Source organism: Thermophilibacter sp. ZX-H3 (genome assembly GCF_052599055.1).
Genome location: NZ_JBQXES010000009.1, coordinates 45,332 through 70,243 on the forward strand (window position 1 = coordinate 45,332; position 24,912 = coordinate 70,243).

20 protein-coding genes are annotated in these 24,912 nt (G+C 66.1%); 13 read left to right on the plus strand and 7 right to left on the minus strand.

Features of this window, described 5'->3' with window-relative positions; all coding sequences use genetic code 11:
* Window positions 1–236 precede the first annotated feature (236 nt).
* Genes ACULPM_RS05235 through ACULPM_RS05255 form a run of 5 tightly spaced genes read left to right on the plus strand, consistent with a single transcriptional unit; the run spans window position 237 to window position 4,785 of the window.
* Window positions 237–857: a QueT transporter family protein gene (locus tag ACULPM_RS05235; protein WP_167930700.1), complete on the plus strand. Its 621-nt coding sequence runs from the start codon at window positions 237–239 to the stop codon at window positions 855–857.
* 3 nt (window positions 858–860) lie between these two features.
* The gene (locus ACULPM_RS05240) at window positions 861–2,144 is read left to right on the plus strand and encodes a glycosyltransferase family 2 protein (protein WP_445331940.1); all 1,284 of its coding nucleotides are present in this window, start codon (window positions 861–863) and stop codon (window positions 2,142–2,144) included.
* Complete coding sequence (locus ACULPM_RS05245; protein ID WP_445331939.1) at window positions 2,141–3,538, plus strand: sensor histidine kinase; 1,398 nt, start codon at window positions 2,141–2,143, stop codon at window positions 3,536–3,538. The genes ACULPM_RS05240 and ACULPM_RS05245 overlap by 4 nt, the downstream gene beginning before the upstream one ends.
* 20 nt (window positions 3,539–3,558) lie before the next feature.
* Window positions 3,559–4,275 carry a LytR/AlgR family response regulator transcription factor gene (locus ACULPM_RS05250; protein WP_167930698.1) on the plus strand — a complete coding sequence of 239 codons (717 nt, stop codon included), beginning with the start codon at window positions 3,559–3,561 and terminating at the stop codon, window positions 4,273–4,275.
* 45 nt (window positions 4,276–4,320) lie between these two features.
* Window positions 4,321–4,785 (plus strand): YfcE family phosphodiesterase, encoded by a 465-nt coding sequence (locus ACULPM_RS05255; RefSeq protein WP_445331938.1) that lies wholly within the window; start codon window positions 4,321–4,323, stop codon window positions 4,783–4,785.
* A 119-nt stretch (window positions 4,786–4,904) separates the two neighbouring features.
* On the opposite strand, the gene ACULPM_RS05260 is transcribed toward ACULPM_RS05255, so the two are convergent.
* Both ACULPM_RS05260 and trxA read right to left on the minus strand, forming a co-directional pair.
* Window positions 4,905–5,591: a phosphatase PAP2 family protein gene (locus ACULPM_RS05260; protein ID WP_445331937.1), complete on the minus strand. Its 687-nt coding sequence runs from the start codon at window positions 5,589–5,591 to the stop codon at window positions 4,905–4,907.
* Between the two features lies 1 nt (window position 5,592).
* Window positions 5,593–5,910, minus strand: coding sequence for a thioredoxin (trxA, locus tag ACULPM_RS05265; protein WP_167930695.1), 318 nt, complete (start codon window positions 5,908–5,910; stop codon window positions 5,593–5,595).
* Between the two features lie 174 nt (window positions 5,911–6,084).
* Between trxA and ACULPM_RS05270 the strand changes: the two genes are divergently transcribed.
* The 6 genes from ACULPM_RS05270 (at window position 6,085) to ACULPM_RS05295 (ending at window position 15,033) form a co-directional block, all read left to right on the plus strand.
* Window positions 6,085–6,639, plus strand: a complete 555-nt coding sequence (locus tag ACULPM_RS05270; protein ID WP_445331936.1) for a hypothetical protein — start codon at window positions 6,085–6,087, stop codon at window positions 6,637–6,639.
* A 64-nt stretch (window positions 6,640–6,703) separates the two neighbouring features.
* A complete protein-coding gene (pgi, locus tag ACULPM_RS05275) occupies window positions 6,704–8,398 on the plus strand; it encodes a glucose-6-phosphate isomerase (protein ID WP_445331935.1) in 1,695 nt (564 codons plus the stop codon).
* 352 nt (window positions 8,399–8,750) lie between these two features.
* Entirely contained in the window at window positions 8,751–9,950 is a 1,200-nt protein-coding gene (locus ACULPM_RS05280; protein WP_167930692.1) for a DUF362 domain-containing protein, read from the plus strand.
* A gap of 372 nt (window positions 9,951–10,322) precedes the next feature.
* A complete protein-coding gene (locus ACULPM_RS05285) occupies window positions 10,323–12,938 on the plus strand; it encodes a vWA domain-containing protein (RefSeq protein WP_445331934.1) in 2,616 nt (871 codons plus the stop codon).
* Window positions 12,939–13,156: 218 nt separating this feature from the next.
* On the plus strand, window positions 13,157–14,065 hold the full coding sequence (locus tag ACULPM_RS05290) for a ribokinase (RefSeq protein ID WP_445331933.1): 909 nt from the start codon (window positions 13,157–13,159) through the stop codon (window positions 14,063–14,065).
* Complete coding sequence (locus ACULPM_RS05295) at window positions 14,062–15,033, plus strand: nucleoside hydrolase (protein WP_445331932.1); 972 nt, start codon at window positions 14,062–14,064, stop codon at window positions 15,031–15,033. Before ACULPM_RS05290 ends, ACULPM_RS05295 begins: the two co-directional genes overlap by 4 nt.
* Window positions 15,034–15,144: 111 nt before the next feature.
* Here ACULPM_RS05295 and ACULPM_RS05300 read toward each other — a convergent pair whose 3' ends face one another.
* The 3 genes from ACULPM_RS05300 to ACULPM_RS05310 all read right to left on the minus strand — a co-directional run bounded on the left by ACULPM_RS05300 (window position 15,145) and on the right by ACULPM_RS05310 (window position 17,789).
* Window positions 15,145–16,008 carry an alpha/beta hydrolase gene (locus ACULPM_RS05300; protein WP_445331931.1) on the minus strand — a complete coding sequence of 288 codons (864 nt, stop codon included), beginning with the start codon at window positions 16,006–16,008 and terminating at the stop codon, window positions 15,145–15,147.
* 57 nt (window positions 16,009–16,065) lie between these two features.
* The gene (locus ACULPM_RS05305; protein WP_445332321.1) at window positions 16,066–16,908 is read right to left on the minus strand and encodes an alpha/beta hydrolase; all 843 of its coding nucleotides are present in this window, start codon (window positions 16,906–16,908) and stop codon (window positions 16,066–16,068) included.
* A 158-nt stretch (window positions 16,909–17,066) separates the two neighbouring features.
* Window positions 17,067–17,789, minus strand: coding sequence for a UTRA domain-containing protein (locus tag ACULPM_RS05310; protein WP_445331929.1), 723 nt, complete (start codon window positions 17,787–17,789; stop codon window positions 17,067–17,069).
* 214 nt (window positions 17,790–18,003) lie between these two features.
* Between ACULPM_RS05310 and treP the strand changes: the two genes are divergently transcribed.
* On the plus strand, window positions 18,004–20,007 hold the full coding sequence (treP, locus tag ACULPM_RS05315; protein WP_445331928.1) for a PTS system trehalose-specific EIIBC component: 2,004 nt from the start codon (window positions 18,004–18,006) through the stop codon (window positions 20,005–20,007).
* Window positions 20,008–20,052: 45 nt separating this feature from the next.
* A complete protein-coding gene (locus ACULPM_RS05320) occupies window positions 20,053–21,738 on the plus strand; it encodes an alpha,alpha-phosphotrehalase (protein WP_445331927.1) in 1,686 nt (561 codons plus the stop codon).
* Between the two features lie 155 nt (window positions 21,739–21,893).
* Here ACULPM_RS05320 and ACULPM_RS05325 read toward each other — a convergent pair whose 3' ends face one another.
* Both ACULPM_RS05325 and ade read right to left on the minus strand, forming a co-directional pair.
* Window positions 21,894–22,451 carry a hypothetical protein gene (locus ACULPM_RS05325; RefSeq protein ID WP_445331926.1) on the minus strand — a complete coding sequence of 186 codons (558 nt, stop codon included), beginning with the start codon at window positions 22,449–22,451 and terminating at the stop codon, window positions 21,894–21,896.
* A gap of 423 nt (window positions 22,452–22,874) precedes the next feature.
* Window positions 22,875–24,689 carry an adenine deaminase gene (ade, locus tag ACULPM_RS05330; RefSeq protein ID WP_445331223.1) on the minus strand — a complete coding sequence of 605 codons (1,815 nt, stop codon included), beginning with the start codon at window positions 24,687–24,689 and terminating at the stop codon, window positions 22,875–22,877.
* Window positions 24,690–24,912 lie beyond the last annotated feature (223 nt).

A 24,912-nucleotide genomic window follows, 5' to 3' on the forward strand; every position in this document is an offset into this window, starting at 1 on the left:
CCTCCGGGCGGCTCTCACTGCAGCAATACTAGCACGCGGGCCAGGGCGGCCCTTCCGGCCTCGCGCCGTGGGCGGGGGTCCGCGCGGGGCGGGGGGCACAACTCTGCTAGTATCAGTTCTGTCGTGCCCGCGGGGATGCTTCTTTTGGAGTGCTTTCCACCGGGATCCCGCAGGTCGTGGGCGCGACATGCCCGTCCGGGCATCCAGCAAAGCCCTCCGACAGAAAAGAGAGAAGCATGGGACAGCACAACGCGGCAGCAAACATCACGGCACACCACGTCGACGCGAGAAGAACGGCGCGCATCGGGGCTGTCGCGGCCATCTATGCGGCCCTGACGCTCTGCGCCCTGCTCTTCCTCGGCAGCCTCGCCTGGGGGCCGGTGCAGTTCCGCGTCTCCGAGGCGGCGTGCGTCCTGGCGCTCTTCACTGCCGACGCCGTCCCGGGCCTGGCGCTCGGCTGCGCCATCGCCAACCTCGCCAACATCGCGCTCTCGGGCACCGGCATGCTCGGCATGCTCGACGTGGTCTTCGGCAGCCTCGCCACCGCGCTCGGCGCGTGGTTCACGTGGCGCAACCGCCGCCGCCCCGCGCTCGCCCTCATGGGGCCGGTGCTTGCCAACGCCCTCATCGTGCCGCTCTACCTCCCGCTCATGCTCCAGGGGATCGGCTTCTACACCATCCCGTTCACGAGCATCGCCATCGACGGCGCGTATCCGGCCATGTACGTCTTCGGCCTGCTTGCCACCGGCATCGGCGAGGCCGTGGTCATGTACGTGCTCGGCCTGCCGCTTGCCCGGGCCCTCTCCAAGACGTCGCTTCCCCGCCAGCTGGGCAGCGACGGGACGTCGCAGGGGTAGCTCTTGAATCCGGTCATCGTCATACCGTCGTACTGGGCCGAGGGGGCGCAGCCGGGCGCCCTCGGCGAGCGGGGGGTCTATGACTACACCACCCCGATCGACAAGCCCCTGCCCGAGCTGGAGCTCTGCCTCTCGTCGCTCGATCAGGTGCGCGGCGTCATCCGCGTGATCGTGCTCGTGGTGTCGCCCATCACGTGCGAGGACTCGGCGCGGGCCCGCGTGGAGAGCATCTGCCGCGCGCACCCCGCGCTGAACCCTCTCGTCATCGGCGCCCGCGAGGCCGCCCACGTGGAGCGTGCCGTCGCTCGCATGGCGCACCACGTCACCGGCGAGACGGTCGCGCTGCGCGGCTATGGCGCCATCAAGAACATGGGCCTCGCGGTCGCCGCCGTCTTCGGCCACGACGTCGTGGTCTTTCTCGATGACGACGAGGTCGTGCTGGACCCCGACTTCCTCATCAACGCGGTGCACGGCCTCGGGTCGCTCACGCGGCAGAACCTCAAGGTCCTCGTCAAGAGCGGCTTCTTCATCGACGCCAACAACAGCCCCTACGCAGACCCCACCGACGAGTGGACCGAGAAGTACTGGTCGAAGGCGGCGGAGTTCAACCGCGTCATGGAGCGGATGCAGACCTCGTCGTCGCGCTTCTCGCGGTCGAACCACCTCTGCGGCGGGTGCTGCGCCCTGCACGCCGAGGCGTACGCGAAGGTCCCCTTTGACCCGTACATCACGCGCGGCGAGGACCTCGACTACGTGCTCAACCTGCGGGCCAACGGCATGGACGCGTGGTTTGACAACGCGTGGTTCGTACGCTCGCAGCCGCCCGAGGAGATGGCGAGCGTCCCGTCCATGTTCATGCAGGACGTCCATCGCTGGCTGTACGAGTATCGCAAGCTCGATGCCATGAACGCTCGTCGCGACCTGCGCACCATCACGCCCGAGTCCCTCATGCCCTATCCGGCGCCGTGGCTCTCGGCCGGCGTGCGCCGACGCGTCTTCCAGACGGCCCTGCGCCGGTTCATCAAGGGGCCGAACCGTCTTGCGTACCTGCGCATCCTCACGAAGGGGCGCTACGACGCCGACAAGTTCGCCCGCGCGGCGAGCTCGCGCTACCTGTCCTTCTCGATGATGTGGCCGGGCGTGGTGGCGGCACTCTGGGAGGACCCGCTGCTCCAGGGTGCCATCAGGCGCACAGGCGAGATCGTGCCGCCGGAGGAGCGCGCGGCGGCCGCGACCGACGACCTCGGCGACACCGGGGCGCTCCCGACGGTTGGTGATGCCCAGTGATCGGAAAGCTCCGCCCGCGCCGGCGCTCCGCCGACGTCCTTCTCGCCGTGTGCGCCGTCCTTCTCGCCGCGCTGCTCATCACGAGCATGCGCGACGGCATCGTCGTGGCCGCCATGCTCGTGGGCTGCGGCATGGCCGGCGTCATCGTGATGAGCGGAGCCATCAGCGTGACGCCCGAGGACACGCGCTCCGAGGCCACCGAGCGCACGCTGCGCGTGGCCGCGAACACCCTCGCCCACCTGCGCGGCGGCCTCACCGAGGAGAACGCCCGCGCCATCTGCTCGATGCTTCTTCCCGAGACGGACGCCGCGGCCATCGCCATTACCGACACCGTGAAGGTGCTCGCCTACGAGGGCGCCGTCCAGACGCCCTTCCGCGCGGGCACCCCCAACGCCAAGCCAACGCTCGAGGTGCTGGAGAGCCGTCGCATGGAGACCTTCGTCGCCGTGGACGACGACACGCAGGAGGCGCGCCTCTTCGCCGTGGGAAGCCGCGCCGAGGGCAGCGCCTTCGGCATCATCGTGCCGCTGCTCGTGCAGGACCGGGCGGTGGGAACGATCAAGTTCTACTATCGGCGCGACCTCGACATCGACCGCACGCAGCTCGCCATCGCCGAGGGCCTGGGGCTGCTCCTCTCCACCCAGCTCTCGTCCTACGAGCTGGACAAACAGGCCGAGCTCACCGCCCGCGCGGAGGTCAAGGCGCTCCAGGCGCAGATCAACCCGCACTTCCTCTTCAACGCGCTCAACACCATCGCGTCGTTCACGCGGACCAACCCCATCAAGGCGCGCGACCTGCTGCGCGAGTTCTCGCTCTTCTATCGTCGCACGCTGGAGAGCTCCGAGAAGGCGCTCATCCCGCTCTCCCAGGAGCTCCAGCAGACGCGCAGCTACCTGCGGATCGAGAAGGCGCGCTTCGGCGAGGACCGCATCGTGGAGAGCGAGCGCGTCGAGAGCGGCTGCGAGAGCCTGCCGGTCCCGTCGTTTCTGGTGCAGCCCATCGTGGAGAACGCCGTCCGCCATGCCATGCGCGACGAGGGGCCTCTTCACGTTGAAGTTCAGGTAGCCACCGACGGAAATGATATTCTTATTGCCGTGACTGACGACGGCCTGGGCATGGACGACGCCGTCGCCAGTCGGCTCATGGCCGAGGCCGTCGAGCCCCGCCCCTCATCGGGCGCGGGCGCCGAGAAGGGCGCGGGCATGGCGCTGCGCAACGTGGCCGAGCGCATCGAGCGCTTCTACGGCGTCGGCTCGGGGGTGGAGATCGTCTCCAAGCCGGGCGAGGGCACGTGCGTGACGCTCAGGCTCGCGGGGGCGAGAAGATCGCTCCTCTCGGGGGCGGCTCAGAAGCAGGATGAGGGGACGCGCGGCCGCTCTGGCCGGGCGTCCTGAGAGCGTGAAGGGGAACGTGTATGCGCGCGATGATCGTGGACGATGAGGCTCCGGCCCGCTCCGAGCTGAGGTATCTCCTCGAGGAGACCGGCAGGGTCGACGCCATCATGGAGGCTTCGAGCGCACGCGAGGCCGTTGAGAAGCTGATGGAGAGCAAGGCCGACGTCATGTTCCTCGACATTCAGATGCCCAAGACCTCCGGCATGCAGCTCGCGGAGGCGCTCCACCGCCTCAAGAACCCTCCCGCGATCGTGTTTGTGACCGCCTACAGCGAGTACGCGCTCGAGGCGTTTGGCGTGGATGCGATCGACTACCTCATGAAGCCCGTCGAGCCCGAGCGTCTGGGCCAGGCGCTCGACAAGGTCCAGTCGCGCATGAAGCCGCAGCCCCAGAACCACTCCTCGGTGGAGCGCATCCCCGTGGTCAAGAGCGGTCGCAAGGTGCTGGTGCCCATCGACCAGATCCGCTACATCGAGGCCAAGGACGACTACTCCTGCATCTACACCGCTGACGACCGCTTCCTCTCCACGATCTCCCTCGCCAAGCTCGAGCAGAAGCTCGCGCCGCACGGGTTCTTCCGCGTGCACCGCGGCTACATCGTGAACCTCGAGTACGTTGAGGACGTCGAGGTCATCTCGTCCGGCATTCTGCAGCTGGGCGTCAACGGCATCGAGGGCAAGAAGATCTCCGTCTCGCGCCGCCGCGTCGTGGCGCTCAAGCGGGCGCTCGGCCTCTAGGCCCCTCGCTCCCAATCCAGGCCCAGACTCCAAGGGAGGTCGCGCGTGGGCGAGCTCAGGCGCTACGACATCATCTCGGACACCCATGGATACCTGACCCCGGAGCTGCTCGAGGCGCTCCAGGGCGCGGACGTCATCGTGCACGCGGGCGACATCTGCTCGCCCTCCGACTTTCACAAGCTGCAGCTCATCGCGCCCGTCCAGGCGTGCCTCGGCAATAACGACTATGCGTCCGACTATCCGCCGACCGTCCGCACGCGCAAGATGTTCTACGGCAGCGGCCTCAAGTGGCAGGTGACGCACCGCCGCGAGCGGCTCAACCTTGCGATGTGCGACATCGGCATCTTCGGGCACACCCATGTGCCGTTCCTCGAGCGCGACGAGTGGACGGGCGCGCTCGTGATGAACCCGGGCAGCCCCACGGGCCCCCGCCGCTCTCGGCCGTCGATGGGCCGAATCCTCTGCGAGGAGGGGCGCGTCGTCGACGCGCAGATCATCACACTGCGGTAGACGGCGCCAGGCCCAAAATTAATCCGCCCTGTGGCGGTGTAGCGAAAATGCCAACTGGGCAAATGTCGCCGCACGCCGCCACAGGGCGGATTAATTTTGGGCCTGGCGCCGGAGCCGCCCTAGGAAGCGTCCACGGTAACGAGTGCCGGCGCTACCACGCGCGTGTAGAACGCCAGCCACACGAGCGAGACGCAGAACCCCGCAATCACGTCCGAGGCAAAGTGGACGCCCAGGTAGATGCGGCTCACCCCGACCATCACGATGACGAGGCCAAACACGACGCACCAGACCGTGCGCATGGCGTCGCGCCGGTGATAATGCCAGATCATCCAGATGAGCAGGCCAAAGAACGCCATGGCAACCATGGAGTGCCCGGAGGGAAAGCTGTATCCCGTCTCCTCGACGAGACGGAACCCCTCTGGTCGTGGCCGCTGGACGATGAGCTTGAGCAGCGCGTTCAGCACGACCACGCATGCCAGGTTGATGGAGACGCACCATCCCGGGGCCTTCCCCGGGGCGAGCGCGGCGATGGCCGCCGCCATCACGGCGAGCACGATGACTGAGGCGAGCGAGGTGAAGCCCTCCATGACGGGCGTCAGGGCGTCCGAGCGAAGGCCCTCGACGAATACCTGGTATGCCAGGGCGTCGAGTCGCATGAGCTCCCCCTCGGCGACCTCGCCGAGAAGGACGAGAAAGACGAGCGTGGCAACCAGGGCGATGATCGCACGCAGGTTGTTCCGGGCAAGGGCCAGGGCGCCGCGAGCAACGTCGCGGGCGCCCTGGGAGAAGTCCGATCTGCGGTTCATGCTAGAGGTTGGCCTCCAGCTCGGAGACGAGCGAGGGCTTGGGCATGTTGCCGACCATGGTGTGGACGGGCTGCCCGCCCTTGAAGAGGATGAGCGTGGGGATCGAGACGATCCTGAAGCGCGTGGCGAGGTCGGGCTCCTCGTCGACGTTGCACTTGTAGACGGTGAGGCGGTCGGCCATCTCCTCGGAGACCTGCTCGACGGTGGGGCCGAGCGCGCGGCACGGACCGCACCACGGCGCCCAGAAGTCAACGAGGACGGGCTTGTCAGACCCGGCGATGACGGAGTCGAACTCGGCCGCGGTGATTGCCTGAGACATGTGACCCTCCCTTTGGTCGGTGATGTTCTTGATTGGCTTATGCCCGATTTACACTAGTTCAAACGACGGCGAGCGGATATGTGACAATTCACATAGCAATTTTTCGACAGCGGCCTCCCGGCAAAGGGGCAAGGTCAGCCGTCAGGAGGCTGGACGTAACGCGAAAGGAGCGCAATGGCATCAGAGCGAGACGCGCGTCGGCGCGCGTATCTTGACAAGGCCGCGGCGGAGGTCGACGCGCTTGAGGCACGGGGCGTCGTCATGGGCGGCAACGCGTTCTCCACGGTTCTTCTCGCCAAGGGCGAGCTCACGGAGGGCGAGAAGGGCGGAGACGCCCCGTTCTCAGGCGCTGACGGCACGGCCCTCAAGGCATCGCTCAAGGCGCTCGGCTACGCGCCCGAGGAGTGGGAGTGGCTGCTCACGGTCGATGCCGCCGGTGAGCCTCTCGATCCAGAGCTCCTGGTCGAGGCAATCTGCGCGCTCGACCCCGCCACGATCGTCTGCTGCGACGATGCGGCCGCCTCGGCCCTGCGAGACGCCTACGCGGACGACCTCGTGCTCATAGACGCGCTCGAGGAGGCCATGCTCGCCCCGGGCGCCGTGGCCCGCGTGCGGGGCATGCGCGTCCTCAACCTGGGGGGCTTCGCCGACGCCCTTGCAGACCCTCACGAGAAGCAGGTCATGTGGGCGCGCCTGAAGAAGATTCCGCCGCTGGGCGAGCCGTTCTAGCAGCTCGCGTCTGCGCGCGATATGCTTACCCTATCTGCAGCTTCCCGGGGAAGGAGCACGTACCATGTCCACCATTGCCGCGCCCATCGACGCAACCGCCACGCCCGAGTGGGCGGCCCTCCAGGCCCACCATGATGAGCTCGTGAGCTCCGGCTTCAACCTCAAGGACGCCTTCGCCGGCGATTCGGACCGCGTGGAGAAGCTCTCATTTGATACCGAGGACCTGCACTTCGACCTCTCCAAGAACCTCGTGACCGAGAAGACCCTCGGCCTGCTCTGCGACCTCGCGCGCGCCGTGGGTCTCGAGGAGCGCCGCGACGCGATGTACGCCGGAACGCACATCAACACCACCGAGGACCGTGCCGTTCTCCACACGGCGCTGCGCCGCCCGGCGGACGAGAAGGGCACCGTCTTCGACGGCGAGCAGGACTGCGTGGCCGACGTCCGCGAGGTGCTCGACCGCATGTACGCCTTCGCCGAGCGCGTGCGCTCCGGCGAGTGGAAGGGCGTCACGGACAAGCGCATCGAGCACGTCATGTCCATCGGCATCGGTGGCTCCGACCTCGGTCCCGTCATGGTCTACGAGGCCCTGAAGCCCATGGCTGATGCCGGCATCGACTGCCGCTACGTCTCCAACATCGACCCCAATGACATGGCCGAGAAGGTCAAGGGTCTCGATCCCGAGACCACGCTCGTCATTGTGGTCTCCAAGACGTTCACCACGCTGGAGACCCTTACCAACGCCCGCGAGGCCAAGACCTGGCTGCTTGAGACGCTGCGCGCGCAGGGCGCGATCGACGGCTCGGCCGAGAAGGACGCCGAGGCCATCCGCAAGCACTTCGTCGCCGTCTCCACCAACCTCGAGCTCGTGGCCGAGTTCGGCATCGACCCCGAGAACGCCTTCGGCTTCTGGAACTGGGTCGGCGGCCGCTACTCCGTTGACTCTGCGGTGGGCCTCTCGCTCATCATCGCCTTCGGGCCGGAGCGCTTCGAGTGCTTCCTCAAGGGCTTCCACGACCTCGACACCTACTTCAAGGAGACCCCGCTCGAGAAGAACGTCGTGGCGCTTCTCGGCCTCATCAACGTCTGGTATGTGAACTTCTACGGCGCCGAGAGCCACGCCGTGCTGCCGTACAACCAGTACCTGCACCGCTTTGCCGCCTACCTCCAGCAGCTCACGATGGAGTCCAACGGCAAGAGCGTCCGCTGGGACGGCAGCCCCGTGACCTGCGCCACCGGCGAGATCTTCTGGGGCGAGCCGGGCACCAACGGCCAGCACGCCTTCTACCAGCTCATCCACCAGGGCACCCGCATGATTCCCGCGGACTTCATCGCCTTCGTGAACACGCCCAACCCCGTGAAGGACGGCGATCAGGACGTCCACGAGCTCTTCCTCGGCAACTTCCTCGCGCAGACCAAGGCCCTCGCCTTTGGCAAGACGGCCGACGAGGTCCGCGCCGAGGGCACGGCCGAGTGGATGGTGCCGGCGCGCGTCTTCGAGGGCAACCGCCCGACCACGTCGATCTTTGGCGTGGAGCTGACGCCGCACGCGCTCGGCGAGCTCATCGCGCTCTACGAGCACATCACCTTCGTCGAGGGCACAGTCTGGGGGCTTGACTCCTACGACCAGTGGGGCGTCGAGCTGGGCAAGCAGCTCGCCAAGCAGATCACGCCCGCCTTCCACGACGACGAGGCCCTTGCCGCGCAGGACGCGAGCACCCAGGCCCTCATCCAGTACTACCGCGCCCATCGCAAGTAGCGTGCAAAAGGGACAGGCACTTTTGCACGTTTCGGGCCGCCGGGCTTCTCGTCCGGCGGCCCTTTTGTCAATCGGGGGACATCCCCCAATTTGCATATAAGCTTGGCATGGGGTGCGGCCGGTCCCGCCGATTGTCGGTGTATTTTGAGGACGGGGTCGAGCATGGCCCCCATTCCGAAGGAAGAAGCCACAGCTAGGCAAACGCCACATTGCCGGTCGTACTTAGGGGTCCCGGCGAAAATCACCGACAATCGGCGGGACGGCCCCCTAAGAGAAACCTCGCCGGCCTCGTGCCCCGCGAATCCAGGCTGACCTACAATTTTGCTGGAATCCAGCCGAGGAGAGGGGACGCATGGATACTGCTGCTAACAGCACCGCAAAGGTCTACTACACCAACCTGCGCACCTACGCGCGCGAGAGCCAGCTCGACAAGCTCAAGCGCCTCATCCGCCGCGCCGGCATCGAGCAGATCGACTTTGAGAACAAGTTCGTGGCCATCAAGATTCACTTTGGCGAGCTGGGCAACCTCAGCTTCCTGCGCCCCAACTACGCGCGCGCCGTGGCCGACGTGGTCAAGGAGCTGGGCGGCAAGCCCTTCCTCACGGATTGCAACACGCTCTACGTGGGCAGCCGCAAGAATGCGCTCGAGCACATCGACTGCGCGTACCAGAACGGCTTCACCCCGTACGCCACCGGCTGCCAGGTGATCATAGCCGACGGCCTCAAGGGCACCGACGAGACCCTCGTCCCTGTGAAGAACGGCGAGTACGTGCGCGAGGCCAAGATCGGCCACGCCCTCATGGATGCGGACATCGTGATCTCGCTCACGCACTTCAAGGGCCACGAGCAGGCCGGCTTTGGCGGCTGTATGAAGAACCTCGGCATGGGCGGCGGCAGCCGTGCAGGCAAGATGGAGCAGCACGCGGCCGGCAAGCCAAACGTCAAGACCGAGAAGTGCATCGGCTGCCACGCGTGTGAGCGCATCTGCGCGCACGGCGCCATCAGCTTCGACGAGACGCGCGAGCGCGAGCTCAGGAGCGGCAAGACCGTCACCGTGCCCGTGGCCCATATCAACCACGACGTCTGCGTCGGCTGCGGCCGCTGCATCGGCGCATGCAACCAGGACGCCATCGCACCGGGCTCCGATGCCGCCGTCGACGTGCTCAACTGCAAGATCGCCGAGTACACGCAGGCAGTGGTGCAGGACCGCCCGAGCTTCCACATCTCCATCGCCATGGACATCAGCCCCAACTGCGACTGCCACGCCGAGAACGACACGCCCATCGTGCCCGACCTCGGCATGTTCGCGAGCTTTGACCCCGTGGCCATCGACCAGGCCTGCATCGACATGGCGCTGGCAGCGCCCACGCTGCCCAACTCCGAGCTCACGGACATGAAGGCCAAGCTGGAGGCCGAGGGCGGCGTCCCGGAGCGCTGCCAGCACGATCACTTCAACCTCACGCACCCGGACACCAACTGGCGCTCCATGATCGAGCACGGCGAGAAGATTGGGCTGGGCACGAGCCACTACGAGCTGATTGAGGTCAAGTAGCCTCGGCGCGGCCGATAGTCGAACGGACGAACTCCTCTGTATCATACGATACAGAGGAGTTTGCAGCGTGCGGACGCTGTCTCCTTGACTGCCGGGAAGGCGGTTCGTGCGGGGTGCGGGTGGAATGGCGGAGACCTGTCCGTTTGTCTCGCCCCCGGCCCGTCTCCAAGAGAACGCAATGAGAAGGCCGGGACGTTTGTGAGCCGGGCGACAGCGCGGGCGCCGGGCCCAATTGCCTTGCAACCGCGCGTTCACATCCGGTCACGCCCGATTCTGCGCCGCTTGCGGTGTATATAATTCATTTACAATTCTAATTGAATCATTTAGATAATATCAAATAGTCTGGAGCCCAAAACCGCGTGAGGAGGTCCCATGAGACCAAGTAAGCCGTTTCAGACTATGCGCCAACTGCTGATTTTACTTACCATTTCTGTCGTCATGGCCATTTCAGCTCCCCTTATGGCTTTTGCCGATGAGGCGTCGCGAGCGACGGGGCCGGTATCCCACAACGCGATCGTCCTCGTTCTCGACAACTCTGGCAGCATGAGCGGCGCCAAGGCGCAAAAGCTTGAAGAGGCGGCGCAGCAGTTCAGCGAGAAGATTCTTGAGGCGGATCCTCGCAGCCAGATCGCAATCGTTTCGTTTGGGTCGGACGTCAACGTACTCCCGTTCACAAGCGACCTCAACGAACTGGAGTCGTTTGTAGAGAACGACATGAACGACTGGGGCTCAACAGATGTGACGAGCGCCCTTAAGTACGCGCATAGTACTGCCCTGCTGCTGCAGGACACCGGACTCGACCAGTACGCAAAGAGCATCGTAACGATGTCGGATGGAATGCCGAACAGTTCCAGCACCGCCATCGCGCAGGCGGAGACCATGTTCCCCAGCTACAACATGTACTCCGTTGGGTTTATGGCAACCTCAAGCTCGGAAATCAACTTCCTCAAGGCAATTCAGAACTCCGGGTACTTTGAGGCCGATGACCTAGATTCCCTCATCGAGAAGTTCGTCGAGATTGCAGAGGAGCTCCTCAACCCGGTCCAGATCTCACTCTCCCATACCCCCATCCAGACCGTCTCTCCCGACCAGGTGGCAAGCTATCGGCTTTCCGCCACCATCACCAACCCAAACAGCAAGGCCGTGCAGAATCTCACCGCCGACCTTGCGCTCCCGGGCGAGACGACCCTCCAGAGCGGCGAATCACATCATGAGCTTGGCGCGCTGCTTACCGGCCAGTCCGTAACGCTCTCATGGGACATCACGGTTAGTCCCTCGGCCGTTGGGGAGGTCACCTATTCAGTTACCGCGGGCGGGAGCAACATCGTCAACCTCACGCAGTCCGAGAAGATCGTTCTGGAGCTCACGGGCAGCAATGACAACCATTTTGTGTTTGGAGCCGACAACTGGTCCTTCGCGAACAGCCCCACGTATTTTGGCAGCACGTACTACCTGAACTCAGCCGATTACAACGCCCTTCTGAGCGGCCTCAGCAACTCTGAGAAGCAGAACATCAAAAACAACGTTAACGCTCAGTGGAGCGGAAGCTGTTATGGGTTTGCCGCGAGCTCCATCCTTAGCAAGATGGACGTTATCAACCCGCTGCTCCGTCAGCCGGGCGCCAGCAGCCTCTATGACATGACCGCCTCGAAAGACGTCCAGTCCTACATCAACTACTACATGTTCACCCAGATGCTTGAGCCCATCCGCGCAGACCGTGCCGACTTCGTCTCTTTGACCGATGTCGAGAAGGTCAATCTGCTCAAGGAGCGCGTGAGCGCGGTGGCGACTGGGGGGAGCCCCGTGCTGCTTGGCTTCAACCTTGATTTTGACTATCTTGGACAGAACGCCGGTCATGCAATCGTGGGCGACCGCTACGACAGCGGAAGCTATACCCTTGACTCGGGCACGTACGACGGCAGGGTCCGCTACTACGACTCAAGAGACCCCGACAGGCAGAACCACTACATCTACGTCAACACCGAGACGGGGGCATGGGATATTCCTGACTACGGCGAAACCAACTCAGCTAGTTCAAGCGCCGACCTCACGCGGGCAAACAATGACCTCGCGCTCATGAACACAAAGGACATCGAGACTTCCGTGGAAAACTACAAGGCAATTCTCCGAGCCACCAGTGAGACAAACTTCACTAACGCCGTGCTGCGATTCAAGAACATGATCTACAGCTTCTTCGACATCGTGTCCGGCAAGACGGACCTCGTCCACTGGTTTGACGACCAATCCGGGTCAGGCTCCCCGCTGTCCGTCGTCCTTCCCGACAACAGTGGTGACTACACCATCAGCTCGCCCGACGGCTATGGCTACTCCCTGCAGTACGCTGACATGCTGCTGAGCGTTGATGCGGACTCCGCCGATAGCGCAAGCTTCATCAGGAGCGGATCCGTCTCCCTCGAGGGCAACAGAGGGGCATATTCCCTGCAGGCAACAAGCGACGATGCCCAAGGCGAGCTCTACACCTTTGGCGTGCGCGGCTCCTCGTCCGGGAACGTGGCGCTCATAAAGACGGGCGAAGGCTACGTTGCCAAGGCGGACTCTCTTGACGGGGCTGTCGTGACTGCTGAGGGAGACAATACCTCCAAGGAGCTTCCCATCGAGGGGGAGAGGGATGAGCTGCTGATTACCTCTGATGGAACCGACATCACGGCTTCCGCAGACGAAGACGGCGACGGCACGTTTGAGACCGTCGTAGCCTCGACATCCGATGACAATCAGACGCCGCCGCCCTCGGCCCCCGGAGGAACCGACCCGTCCGATGATGCGGGGGCTTCCCAGCCCAACAAGGATGCCGACCCCTCCGAGGGCCCTGACAAGAGCGGCGAGGGAACTCCCAACACAGGCGACGTCAGCTTCGCCCTTGCCCCCATCATCGCCGCGGCTGGCGTGATCGTCTGCGCCGTTGGAGCAGTCATGCGCGCCCTCCTGGGCCACGGAAGAGACGGACGTGGTGGTCCCGCTAGTTCCTAGCCTGACTTACGTCCCCATGGCCTAAACCCATCGGCCCGTCGCAGTTCATTGAATCTGGCGACGGGCCGACGTCTTATGAGAGAGCAGTCCGTCTTTCACGGGCGTTTCTCGCCGGCGGGGGTGGCGGGGTGCAACCCTCGCCCCGCGTTGAAGCCCGCTGCACGGCGAGGCAAAAGAGTGGAAAATGGTGTCGTTAACCATCGCGGAGAGGAGCCTCCATGCCCAAAGTCATCGTTTTCGGCAGCATGAACATGGACCTCTCCATCGACGCGCCGCGCGTGCCGGCCGCCGGCGAGACGCTGGCAGGCTCTGGATTCATCACGGCGGCAGGCGGAAAGGGTGCCAACCAGGCCGTGGCAGCCGCGCGTCTTGGCGCGGACGTGCGCATGGTCGCGGCCGTGGGTGCGGACGGCTTCGGCAACGAGCTGACGGCCGGGCTTGCGGCGGCGGGGGCGGACGTCTCGCTCGTGCGTCACGTCGCGGACGAGACCACGGGCGTCGCCGTCATTCTCCGCACGGCGGGCGAGAACCGCATCGTGCTGCACGCGGGGGCCAACCACGTGCTCGACGCGGACGATGTGGTCTCTGACCTGCGACGCATTGGCGAGAAGGACGACATCTTCGTCACTCAGGGAGAGTGTGATCCCCAGGCGACGGAGGCCGCCCTGCGCTCGGCGCATGAGCTGGGGCTCTATACAATCTTCAACCCCGCGCCGGCGCGTCCCGTGCCAGACGATCTATGGCCCTGTGTCGACCTCGTCTGCCTCAACGAGACGGAGTGCCAGATCATGTGCGGCGTCCTGCCCGTCGACGATGGCACCTGCCTGACGGCTGCGCTCCGTCTGCGCGAGTTGGGCGCCGGCGCGGTCGTAATCACGCTCGGGGCGGCTGGGTCGTTCGGCCTCGACGCCGGCGGCCCCGTGCGCGTTCCCGCGGCGCCGACGAGCGTCGTGGACACCACGGGCGCGGGGGACACCTTCATCGGCGCGCTTGCGGCCGGGAGGGCACGGTCCTTCTCGCTTGCCGAGTCCATGGGCTGGGGCGCCCGCGCCGCGGCCCTTGCCGTGAGCCGGCTGGGCGCCCAGCCCTCAATACCCACCGCGGACGAAGTGGAGGCTGCTCGATGAGCGAGCGCAAGAAGCTGATACTCGACCTCGACACCGGCATCGACGACGCCCTGGCGCTCGCCTACACGCTCGGGAGCCCCGAGGTCGAGCTCGTGGGCATCATCGCGAGCTACGGCAACGTGACCATGCGCCGGGCGGAGAGGAATGCTCGCGCGGTGCTTGAGGTCCTCGGTCACCCCGAGGTGCCCGTCTTTCGCGGGGCCGAGCGCGCGCTCGCGGCGGAGGGGGAGTTTGCCCCCTCGGAGGCCGTCCTCCGCATCCACGGCAGCAACGGTCTTGGCGAGCAGGACTTCTGCGCCGCCGCGGGCGGGTGGTGCTACTCGGCGCCGCGGGATGGGATGGCGTTTCTCGCTCGCGCCGTGGACGAGTACGGGGACGATCTGCTCTATGTGCCGACGGGGCCTCTTACCAACCTCGCCACGGCGCTCGTGCACGAGCCGCGCCTGGCGCGCTCCCTCCCGTGCGTGACGTTCATGGGAGGTGCCCTGGCGGTGCCCGGCAACGTTACCCCCTGTGCGGAGGCGAACATCCACAACGACCCCGAGGCCGCCGACGTGGTGCTGAGCCTCGGCCTGCGACTGCGCATGATCGGCCTCGACGTGACGCACCAGGCCGTCCTGACGCGCGACGACACGGCGTCCTGGCGCGAGCTGGGCACGGCGTCGGGGCGGCTCTACGCGGACATGACCGATCACTACATCGGCACCTACGAGCAGAACAACCCCCACATGGGCGGGTGTGCCCTGCACGATCCGCTTGCGGTGGCGGCGGCGATTGACCTCTCGCTCGTGGAGTGCCTCCGGACGAATCTGCGCGTGGACCTCTCCGGCGCGACGCGCGGTCGCACCGTCTGCGACCCCGACCGGCTCAGGGATGCCGAGAAGAACCACGAGGCAGCCCTCGTCGTCGACGCATCGCGCTTTTTGAGGCTCTTCCGCGAGCGCGTGGGACGCGCGCTCGCGTCGTGACAGTCAGGGCCATGCCACTGGCGTCAGGTTTATTTGGCACGCGTGGCTTGCGTGCCAAATAAACCTGACGCCAGTGGCATGGCCCGTCCCCTTTGCACGCCTGAGGCCGACCTACTGGTTCTCGGGCGGGCGGAGCTTGGTGAGGGCGGTGTAGTCGACCTCGGCCGAGCTCGGCTTCATGGGGCCGGGAGCATACCAGTCGAGCGCGCAGTCGATCCAGGCGTTCCAGAACGGCCACTCGTGCGCGCCGATCTCCGGCTCCCAGTAGGTGACGTCAAAGTTGGCGTCGCGCAGCAGGTGGACGAGGTCGCGGTTGTTCTGGCAGAGGTTGTCGTGCAGGCCGCACGCGGCGTAGAAGCGCGGCTTGGGCAGCTCGGGATTCTGTCGGAACTTGTCGATGAGGGCCACGTAGTCCTTGTCCGACCCGATTACGGTGTCGAGGTCGCCGAAGAAGCGCTCGTAGTACTTGCGCTTGCGTGGGGAGTGCGAGTCCACGGCCTCGAGCACGCGGTCGCGCATGAACGCGCCGGAGAGGATGATGATGTTGCCAAACCGGTCGGGACGCAGCAGGCCGTTGATGAGCGCCGTGTAGGCACCGATCGAGATGCCCGCGAGCGCCGTGTCCTCGCGCTTGGAGGAGAGCGGGAAGAGGCGGCGCGTGAAGTCCACCAGCTCCTCGCTGATGAACTTGCCGTGCCACTCGTTTATCTCAGGCTTGTTGAGATAGAGCCCGTCCTCGCCCGAGGGGAGGATGAGGGCGACGTCGCGCGCCTCGGCCGTCTCGACCACGTGCGTGCGGTCGATCCAGTCGACGTCCTGCCCGAAGAGCCCGTGCAGCAGGTATACCGTCCGGTACGGCCCACGACGCTTCTTCGCGAGCTTGTCGCCGTCCATCTTGTCGGCGGGAATCACCGCCGTGAGCACGACGTTGCGCTGAAGATAGTGAGAGTAGAAGTCGACTCTGAGCAGTGCCATCCCGAGTCCCTCCCTGCGCGGTCGGATTAGACGGTGTCCCGGCTCCGCCGCATGACGCTAGAGGAGCCAGTCGAGCGCCTGCGGCAGGGCTGCGTTCCAGAAGTCCCAGTCGTGGCCGCCCGCCATCTCATGATACGTGACCTCGAGACCGGTGTCGCGCATGCGCCCTGCCAGCATCCGGTTAGCTTCGGCGAGCGGGTCCTGGTTGCCGCAGGACATGTAGATGCGCGGACGGGGGCGGTCGCAGTAGACGAGGTCCGCCGCCAGGCGCGCCGGGTCCTTGTCGCTTCCGCGAACCTCGTCGAGCTTGCCGAAGGTGTGCTCGAGGAAGGGACGGGACAGGAAGAAGAGATCGTCGGAGATGATCTGGTCGAAGCCGTCGATGATCATGGCGGAGGAGAGGGCCACGATGGAGCCGAAGGTCTCGCAGTACCTGAGGCCGTTGCGCAGGGCGCCGTACGCTCCCATCGAGATGCCGCCGATGAAGGTGTCCTCGCGGCGGTCGGAGAGCGGGAACATCCGGCGCGCCACCTCGACGAGCTCCTGACCCACGAAGCGGCCGTAGTAGTCGTGCGTCTCGGGCTGGTCCAGGTAGAACGCGTTGTATCCGGAGGGCATGACCACGGCGATGCCGTGGCTCTCCGCCCAGTGGCGGATGCGCGTCTCGGAGATCCAGTCGGCATGGTTGCCGGAGATGCCATGCAGCAGGAAGAGCGTCTTCTTGGGCGGGTAGGGCATGCGCTCCCACGCGCTGTCCTGGGCCTCGACGGTCTTCTCGGCATGACGCAGGTTCGAGTTGACGGCATAGGCGGCGCCCTGGTCGTCAAAGGGCAGGATGACCTCGAGCGTGGTGGTGCGCATGAGGCTCGAGGAGAAGTAGTCGACACTGATGAGGGCCATGGGGGCCTCCTTGTTGCGGGTTAGTGGAACCACGCAAGTATAGCGTGCCGCCGGCGTCAGCCGCGCGTGCCACTGGCGTCAGGTTTATTTGGCACGCGCGGCTTGCGTGCCAAATAAACCTGACGCCAGTGGCACGCGCGGCTGACGCCGGCGGCACGCTATACCCGTTGGCGGACGGCGGTGTCGCGGAAGCAGAAGTGGTCCGGGCGGTGACGGGACTGCGTCCACTCGATGAGGACGCCCTGCGCGTCGAAGGTCTGGCTCGTAACCACCGCCAGATAGTCGATGCCGTCGAGGTCAAGGAGCTCACGGTCCTTCTCGCCCGCCCGCTCCACGGTGATGGTGCGCTTGCTCATGGCGATGGTGATTCCCAGGGTCCCCTCGATGTGGTCGTAGATCGACCGGCGCGCAACCTCAACGGTGATGCCGGGGACCGAGGACGTGCGGAAGAGGCTGTGGTCGAGGATGAGCGCCTCGCCGCCGATGCGTCGCACGCGGATTACGTAGGTGAGCTCGTCCCCCTGGGCAAAGCCGGTCAGGCGCGCCAGCCGCCCGTCCGCGATGACCTGCTCCACGCGCGCCACCTCCGTCCGCGTGTCAAGGTGGGCCCGCTCGCCCGCCTCGCGGAACGACTCGATGGCGCCCACCGTGAACGAGGTGCGCTCCTGCGGCTGGTAGACCACGCGCACGCCCTTGCCGTGAACGGGCTGGACGTAGCCCTGCTCGCGAAGCAGGCCCAGGGCCCGCCGCAGCGTGTTATGGGAGCAGTCGAATGCGGCCGTGAGCTCGGCCTCCGAGGGGAGAAACGACTGGAAGGGGTAGTCGCCCCGCTCGATGCTGTCGCGAATCTCGCGGAAGATGACGTCATAGCGCGCCTTCATGAGACCTCCTTCATATCCACTATAAATCTTATTCAAATGAGATATTTCCACAAAATAATGCCGCTCACGGATGATTTTCTACCATTCACCGCTGATAACCAACTTATTCAAATAAGTAGTGCCACACTCACGATGAACTTATTCAAATAAGTTTACGCGCCCGGGAGGGCGCGGAGGGAGCGGGCCGGTTATGGTTACCAGGAGGAGGTAGCTGATGGGAAAGTACACGGAGGACGCCGCGAGGCTCCTCGACCTCGTTGGCGGCAAGGGGAACATCTCCGCCGTAACGCACTGCATGACGCGCATGCGCTTCGTGCTGGTGGACCCGGGCAAGGCCGACGTCGAGGCCATTGAGGGGCTGCCCAGCGCAAAGGGCACCTTCACGCAGGCGGGGCAGTTCCAGGTCATCATCGGCAACGACGTCGCGGACTTCTACCGGGAGTTCACGTCCGTGAGCGGCATCGAGGGCGTCTCAAAGGAGGCGGCCAAGGAGGCGGCGGGCGCCAACCAGAACCCGCTGCAGCGCGCGATGGGCATCCTGGGAGAGATCTTCGCCCCGATCATCCCCGCCCTCATCTGCGGCGGCCTCATCCTCGGCTTTCGCAACATCATCGGCGAGGTCAACTTCTTCACCGACGCGGGCACCCTCGACCTCCAGCACGGCACCAAGTCAATCGCCGACATGTGGACGTTCTGGAACGGCATGTACGGCTTCCTCTGGGTCATCGGCGAGGCCGTCTTCCACATGCTGCCCGTGGGCATCTGCTGGTCGGTCACGCGCAAGATGGGCACCACGCAGATCCTCGGCATCGTCCTGGGCCTGACGCTCGTCTCGCCGCAACTGCTCAACGGCTTCTCCGCGGCAACCGCCACCGCCGAGGACATCGCGGCGCACACCTATGACTTCGGCTTCTACTCGTTCTTGGGCACCGGCTATCAGGGGCAGGTCATCGCCTCGCTCATGGCCGCCTTCGTGCTGGTGTGGCTCGAGAAGTTCTTCACCAGGGTCACGCCCGAGGTAGTACGCATGATCGTGGTGCCGTTCATGTCCCTCGTGCCGGCCGTGTTCATCGCGCACCTGGTCGTGGGCCCCATCGGCTGGGCCATCGGAAACGCGATCGCCGACGTGGTCAACTGGGGCCTCTCATCTGACGTCCGCGTGCTCTTCGCCGCGCTCTTCGGCGCCGTCTACGCACCGCTCGTGATGACGGGCCTGCACCACATGACCAACGCCATCGACACCCAGCTCGTGAACCAGCTCGGCTACACCACCCTCTGGCCCATGATCGCGCTCTCCAACATCGCGCAGGGCTCCGCGGTCCTGGCCATGACGGTGCTCCAGCGCAAGAACGAGCGCGCCGAGCAGGTCAACATCCCCGCCTGCATCTCGTGCTACCTCGGCGTCACCGAGCCCGCGCTCTTTGGCGTGAACCTCAAGTACAAGTTCCCGCTGGTCTGCGGCATGATCGGCTCCGCCTGCGCGGCCATGGTCTGCACCGGCTTCGGCGTCCAGGCCCTCTCCATCGGCGTCGGCGGCCTGCCGGGCATCCTCTCGATCGTCTTCACCTACTGGGGCGTCTTCGCGGCCTGCATGCTCATCGCGATCGCCGTGCCGTTCGTGCTGACGTACTTCGTGGGAATGCGCCAGCTTGGCGAGAAGGACCGTGGGCTCGCGGCCGCCGCGGCTCCCGTCGAGGGCACCGCCGCGTCCGTCGCGGCACCGGCTGCCGCCGCCCCTTCCGCGGAGGTGCGCGACCACGTTCTTCTCGCCCCGCTCTCCGGCTCCGTGGCGCCCATCACCGAGATGCCCGACCCGGTCTTCTCCAGCAGGGCCATGGGCGACGGACTGGCCATCGAGCCCGCCGCCGGGGCGGACACCGTCGTCGCGCCTGCCGACGCCACCGTCGCCGCCACGATGCCCGGCTCCAACCACGCGATTGGTCTCGTGCTTGACGACGGCATGGAGCTTCTCGTCCACGTGGGCGTGGACACCGTCGAGATGGGAGGGGACGGCTTTGCCTGCCTCGTCGAGCAGGGGCAGCGCGTGAGCGCCGGCCAGCCGCTCATGACCTTCTCGACCGAGAAGATCCGCGCGGCCGGGCACCCCACCGCCGTCGCCTTCGTGGTGACGGGCGAGGGCTCCGCGACCGGCCTTGCGCTGCTCGACGGCATGGACGCCGAGGCCGGCCTCACGACCGTCGCCACCTACCGCGCCTGACGAGGGCGTCCCCGCTCAGGACCTACGTTGAGAGGAGGCTGCCGGATGGCAGCGATCGAGAAGGACTTCCGCAGGAGCGTGGTCTACCAGATCTACGTCAAGAGCTTCTGCGACAGCGACGGCGACGGGGTGGGCGACCTGCCGGGCATCACGGGCAAGCTCGACTACCTGGCCCGGCTGGGCGTGGACTACCTGTGGCTGACGCCGTTCTACCCCTCGCCCCAGCGCGACGGCGGCTACGACATCTCGGACTATCGCGCCGTCGACCCCGCGTACGGCACGATGGACGACTTTGACGAGCTCGTCGCGCGGGCCCACGAGCGCGGGATCGGCATCATGCTCGACATGGTGCTCTGCCACACCTCCTGCGAGCACGAGTGGTTCCAGCGCGCCCTCGCCGGCGACGAGCGGTACCGGGCGTACTACATCCTGCGTGACGGCCGGGGCTCCTCCGGCCCCGGCGACCCCGGGCAGCCCCCCACCAACTGGGACTGCGCCTTTGGCGGCAGCGCCTGGAAGTGGGAGCCGCGCCTCGGCGCGTGGTACCTCCACCTGCACGACGTGAGCCAGCCCGACCTCGACTGGACCAACCCCGAGGTGCGCGAGGCGTGCGCCGACGTGGTGCGCTTCTGGAAGGGGCGCGGCGTGGACGGGTTCCGCTTCGACGTGGTGAACCTCATCTCCAAGCCGGAGGTCTTCGAGGATGACCTCTCTGGCCAGGGGCGGAGCCTCTTCGCGGATGGGCCTCACGTGCATGAGTACCTGCGCGAGCTCGTGGCGCGTGCGGGAATCGACGGCATGGTGACCGTGGGAGAGATGGCCTCGACCGACCTCGTCAACTGCGTGCGCTACACGCGGCCGGAGGACCACGAGCTTTCCATGAGCTTCAGCTTCCACCATCTCAAGGTCGACTATGCCGGCGGCAGGAAGTGGGAGCTTGCTGAGCCCGACATCGGGCAGCTGCGCGCAATCTTCCGCGAGTGGCAGGAGGGCATGCAGGCCGGAGGCGGCTGGAACGCGCTCTTCTGGGACAACCATGACCAGCCGCGCGCGGTGACGCGCTTCGGCGGGCGCACGGGCGTGGGAGAGCGCGGGAGCAGCTGGGAGCGCGTGGGGAAGATGCTCGCCGTCTGCGACTTCCTCATGAAGGGGACGCCCTATGTCTACCAGGGAGACGAGCTCGGCATGGTCAACCCCGGCTACGACTCCATCGAGGAGTTCCGCGACGTGGAGAGCCTCAACCACTACCAGATCATGCTCGAGATGGGGAAGAGCCCCGCGGAGGCGCTGCGCGTGGTGAGCGAGCGCTCGCGCGACAACGGCCGCACGCCCATGCAGTGGAGCGCCGCACCGGGCGCGGGCTTCACCTCTGGTGAGCCGTGGATCGGGATTCCAGCGTCGGCAGGGCTCGTGAACGCCGAGGCCGAGGTGGGAGTCGAGGGGTCGATGTTCGAGTTCTACCGCTCGCTGGTGGCGTTGCGGCATGCGTCCGACGTGGTCGCGACGGGGGAGGTGCGCTTCCTCGATGCCGGGGAGGCGGCGCCCAAGGTGATCGCGTACGAGCGCGCGCTTGGCGACAAGCGGCTGGTGGTGGCGTGCTCCTTCGATGGCGCGCCGTGCCGGATAGCGGACCTGGGGGTCGAGAAGTACGAGGTTCTTCTCGGCAACTATGACGACGCGCCCACGCCCGGCGTGCTGCGCCCCTACGAGGCCGTGGTCTGGCGTCGCTAGCTCTCGTGCTGGGCGCGTGCCACTGGCGTCAGGCGTGCAAAGGGGACAGGCACTTTCGCACGGCATGCCGTGCGAAAGTGCCTGTCCCCTTTGCACGCCTGACGCCAGTGGCACGGCCCGTCCCCCTCGCACGCCCGACGCCGGCGGCACGCCGCTTAGTGCTGGTCCTCGAGGAAGCGGATGAGGTCGCGATAGCGGTTCTCGCTCAGGCAACGACGGGGGACATAGGCGTAGCGCCCGTGACCAAAGCTTGCGAGGAGGCACTCGTCGGTGGCGCTCACCCACTTGAGGTCAGAGAGCGGGTAGGTTGCCGAGCTGCCGAGGTTGGTCTGCACGTGGACCGCATCGTCACAGATGACCACGTGCCTGCGCTCGTTGGGGCCCTCGAGTGCGAGGCTGCCCCCGCGCGCGAGGCGCAGCTGGATGGTATTCCAGTTGGCCCATACGTAGAGCAGGGCAAACGCGATCACGGCCAGCACGATGAGCAGGACGTTGTTATCCCGGAAGTTCCAGGCGCAGAACACGAGGACCAGCAGGGACGCAAGGTTGACGAAGGTCAGGCACTGCTTGGTGCGCGGGTGGATGCGCTCGGCCGCGCGCGCCAGGACGAGCTCGTTGTAGTCGTACGTCATGGAGGCGCGGACGTTCTCAAAGGCGTCGTCGTTGAACTCGCTCTGCTCGCTCCGGCGCCGAACGGCGGACTTTTTGGCCATGCTCACTCCTTTGGGTCGGTGCACCCGATACATCCTATCGCGGCTGTGGAGACCTTGTCGGCGAGATGTGCTTCGTCGGTGAATATGACCGTTCGCCGCAATGTCGCCTTGGTGACGCTACGTATTGGGAATGATATACGCCGTGCAGGGAGCGACGGCACGACGGATTGACGTCCGTGTTGACGCACTGTGTGAGCGTAATTGCTAGGCAGCTGCCAAAAGTGGGGGCCCGGGGCGCGTACGATGCGCCGACGGGCCCTCGTCCATATGTGCCACTGGCGTCAGGCGTGCAAAGGGGACGGGCCGTGCCACTGGCGTCAGGTTTATTTGGCACACGCGGTTTGCGTGCCAAATAAACCTGACGCCAGTGGCACGGCCCGTCCCCTTTGCACGCCTGACGCCAGTGGCGCGGCCCCGGTGGGCCTACTCTACGATCAGGTCCTCCATCTCGAAGGTGAGGCAGTTCACGTAGCCGCGGTTCGTGAGGCGCAGCTCCGGCACGCACGCGAGCGACATCACGCCCATCGTCATGAAGGGCGATGGCATCGTGCAGCCCATCTGCTCCCAGGCCCTTCTCGCTCCCGCGACCTTCTCGGCCACGACCTCAACGCGCTCCGTGCTCATGAGGCCGCACACGGGCAGCTCCACGAGGGCGAGCACCTTGCCGTCGGCAACGGCGACCTCGCCGCCCCCGCACCCCACGAGCGTGCGCGCCGCGAGCGCCATGTCCTCGTCGTTGTCGCCCATCACGAGCAGGTTGTGGGCGTCGTGGGAGACGGTCTGCGCGAGCGCGCCGTGAATGCCGAAGCCCGTGACGAAGCCCTGGGAGTGCGTGCCCGCCTCGCCGTGATGGCGGTCGAAGACGCAGACCTTGAGGACGTCATGATCGGGGTCGGCGAGCAGCGCGCCGTCGCGCACGGGCACCTCTACGACGATGTCGCGCGTGAGGGTGTCGCCGGGCTCGATGCCCATGGCGCGCACGCGCGCGGTGCCATCCGGGCGGCCGCCGGCATCAAATCGGAACGCCTCGGGCGTGGGAACAAAGCCGAGGCTCATGGTGTGCGTCATGAAGTCGGGCCACTCGTAGGGGGCGGGCGAGAAGAGCGCGTGCCCGTCCTCGGCCACCAGCTCGCCGTCGATGAACACCTTGCGCGCGCGGAAGCTCTCGAGGTCGTCGAGAAGAACGATGTCGGCGCACTTGCCCGGCGTGACGGATCCCATGTCGTGCGCGAGCCCGAAGTACTGCGCGCAGTTGATGGTGGCCATCTGGAGGGCGGTGACCGGGTCGAGCCCGAGCTCGACGGCCGTGCGCAGGATGCGGTCCATGTGGCCCTCGTCCACGAGGGTGTGCGGGTGGTTGTCGTCGGAGCAGAGCAGGCACAGGCGCGTGTCAACGCCGCTTGCCACGAGCTGCGGGAGATAGCCGGGCAGGTTGAGCCAGGCCGAGCCCTGGCGCAGCTGCACGTACATGCCCAGGCGGAGCTTCGCGAGCACCTCGTCAAAGCTGCCGGACTCGTGGCAGGAGGAGACGCCGGCGGCGACATAGGCGTTGAGGCCGCGGTCTCGGTCGGGGGAGGGGAAATGCCCGGTGACCACGTGGTCCGCCTTGAGCGTCTCGCGCATCTCGTCGATCGCGTTCTTCTCGCCAGCGAGGATGCCGGGGAAGTTCATCATCTCGCCGAGGGCGACGACGTTGTCCCACGTCATGCTGTCTGCGATATCTGCCGCAGTGACCTCGGCGCCGGTGTCCTCCACGCCCGTCACGGCCGGCACGCAGGACGGAGGGGTCATCATGGCCTTGAGCGGCGTTCGGCGGGCGTCCTCGAACATCGCGCGGACGCCTTCCATGCCGGCAACGTTTCCGACCTCGTGCGGATCGCAGAAGATGCCGGTGGTCCCGTGCGGGACGACGGCGCGCGCGTACTCGGCTGGACCGATCATGGCGCTCTCGATGTGGATGTGGCTGTCCATGAGGCCGGGTGCGGCGTAGAGGCCGCTTGCGTCCACGACCTGCGTGTCGGGTCCGATGCAGTGCTCGGCCGTGTGCTCGCCGAGGCCGAGGTAGGCCACGTGCCCGCACGCGACGGCGATGTCGGCGTCCGGCAGGATCTCGTGCGTGGTCACGCTGACGAGGTTGGCGTGGCGAATCACCAGGTCCGCTGGCTGGGCGCCCTGCGCCACTCGCACGAGCTCGTCGTTGCACTCCCAGAGCGGGACCTTGCAGAAGTTGTTGCGCATGGGGCCTCCTTGCGTTCGGGTTGTGACAAGGGTAGCGCGCCGTCGCGCGCGGGCAGGGTGCCATCGGCGGGCGGTTATGGGTTTGGTACCCCGGCCGAGTGCGCATAACCCGACAAATCAGAGGATTTTTCGACGAAAATGTCGGGTTGTGCGCACTTCGGGATTGCAGGGAGGCGCGATGGGCGCGCGAGCGACGCCTCCGAGAGCGCGTTCAAAGCGGGCG

Bases quoted from the DNA above. Each gene is read 5' to 3' on its own strand.
- ACULPM_RS05235 (WP_167930700.1), top strand. From the start codon at position 237: ATGGGACAGCACAACGCGGCAGCAAACATCACGGCACACCACGTCGAC.
- ACULPM_RS05250 (WP_167930698.1), top strand. From the start codon at position 3,559: ATGCGCGCGATGATCGTGGACGATGAGGCTCCGGCCCGCTCCGAGCTG.
- ACULPM_RS05260 (WP_445331937.1), bottom strand. From the start codon at position 5,591: ATGAACCGCAGATCGGACTTCTCCCAGGGCGCCCGCGACGTTGCTCGC.
- trxA (WP_167930695.1), bottom strand. From the start codon at position 5,910: ATGTCTCAGGCAATCACCGCGGCCGAGTTCGACTCCGTCATCGCCGGG.
- ACULPM_RS05270 (WP_445331936.1), top strand. From the start codon at position 6,085: ATGGCATCAGAGCGAGACGCGCGTCGGCGCGCGTATCTTGACAAGGCC.
- pgi (WP_445331935.1), top strand. From the start codon at position 6,704: ATGTCCACCATTGCCGCGCCCATCGACGCAACCGCCACGCCCGAGTGG.
- ACULPM_RS05280 (WP_167930692.1), top strand. From the start codon at position 8,751: ATGGATACTGCTGCTAACAGCACCGCAAAGGTCTACTACACCAACCTG.
- ACULPM_RS05285 (WP_445331934.1), top strand. From the start codon at position 10,323: ATGAGACCAAGTAAGCCGTTTCAGACTATGCGCCAACTGCTGATTTTA.
- ACULPM_RS05290 (WP_445331933.1), top strand. From the start codon at position 13,157: ATGCCCAAAGTCATCGTTTTCGGCAGCATGAACATGGACCTCTCCATC.
- ACULPM_RS05295 (WP_445331932.1), top strand. From the start codon at position 14,062: ATGAGCGAGCGCAAGAAGCTGATACTCGACCTCGACACCGGCATCGAC.
- ACULPM_RS05300 (WP_445331931.1), bottom strand. From the start codon at position 16,008: ATGGCACTGCTCAGAGTCGACTTCTACTCTCACTATCTTCAGCGCAAC.
- ACULPM_RS05305 (WP_445332321.1), bottom strand. From the start codon at position 16,908: ATGGCCCTCATCAGTGTCGACTACTTCTCCTCGAGCCTCATGCGCACC.
- ACULPM_RS05310 (WP_445331929.1), bottom strand. From the start codon at position 17,789: ATGAAGGCGCGCTATGACGTCATCTTCCGCGAGATTCGCGACAGCATC.
- treP (WP_445331928.1), top strand. From the start codon at position 18,004: ATGGGAAAGTACACGGAGGACGCCGCGAGGCTCCTCGACCTCGTTGGC.
- ACULPM_RS05320 (WP_445331927.1), top strand. From the start codon at position 20,053: ATGGCAGCGATCGAGAAGGACTTCCGCAGGAGCGTGGTCTACCAGATC.
- ACULPM_RS05325 (WP_445331926.1), bottom strand. From the start codon at position 22,451: ATGGCCAAAAAGTCCGCCGTTCGGCGCCGGAGCGAGCAGAGCGAGTTC.
- ade (WP_445331223.1), bottom strand. From the start codon at position 24,689: ATGCGCAACAACTTCTGCAAGGTCCCGCTCTGGGAGTGCAACGACGAG.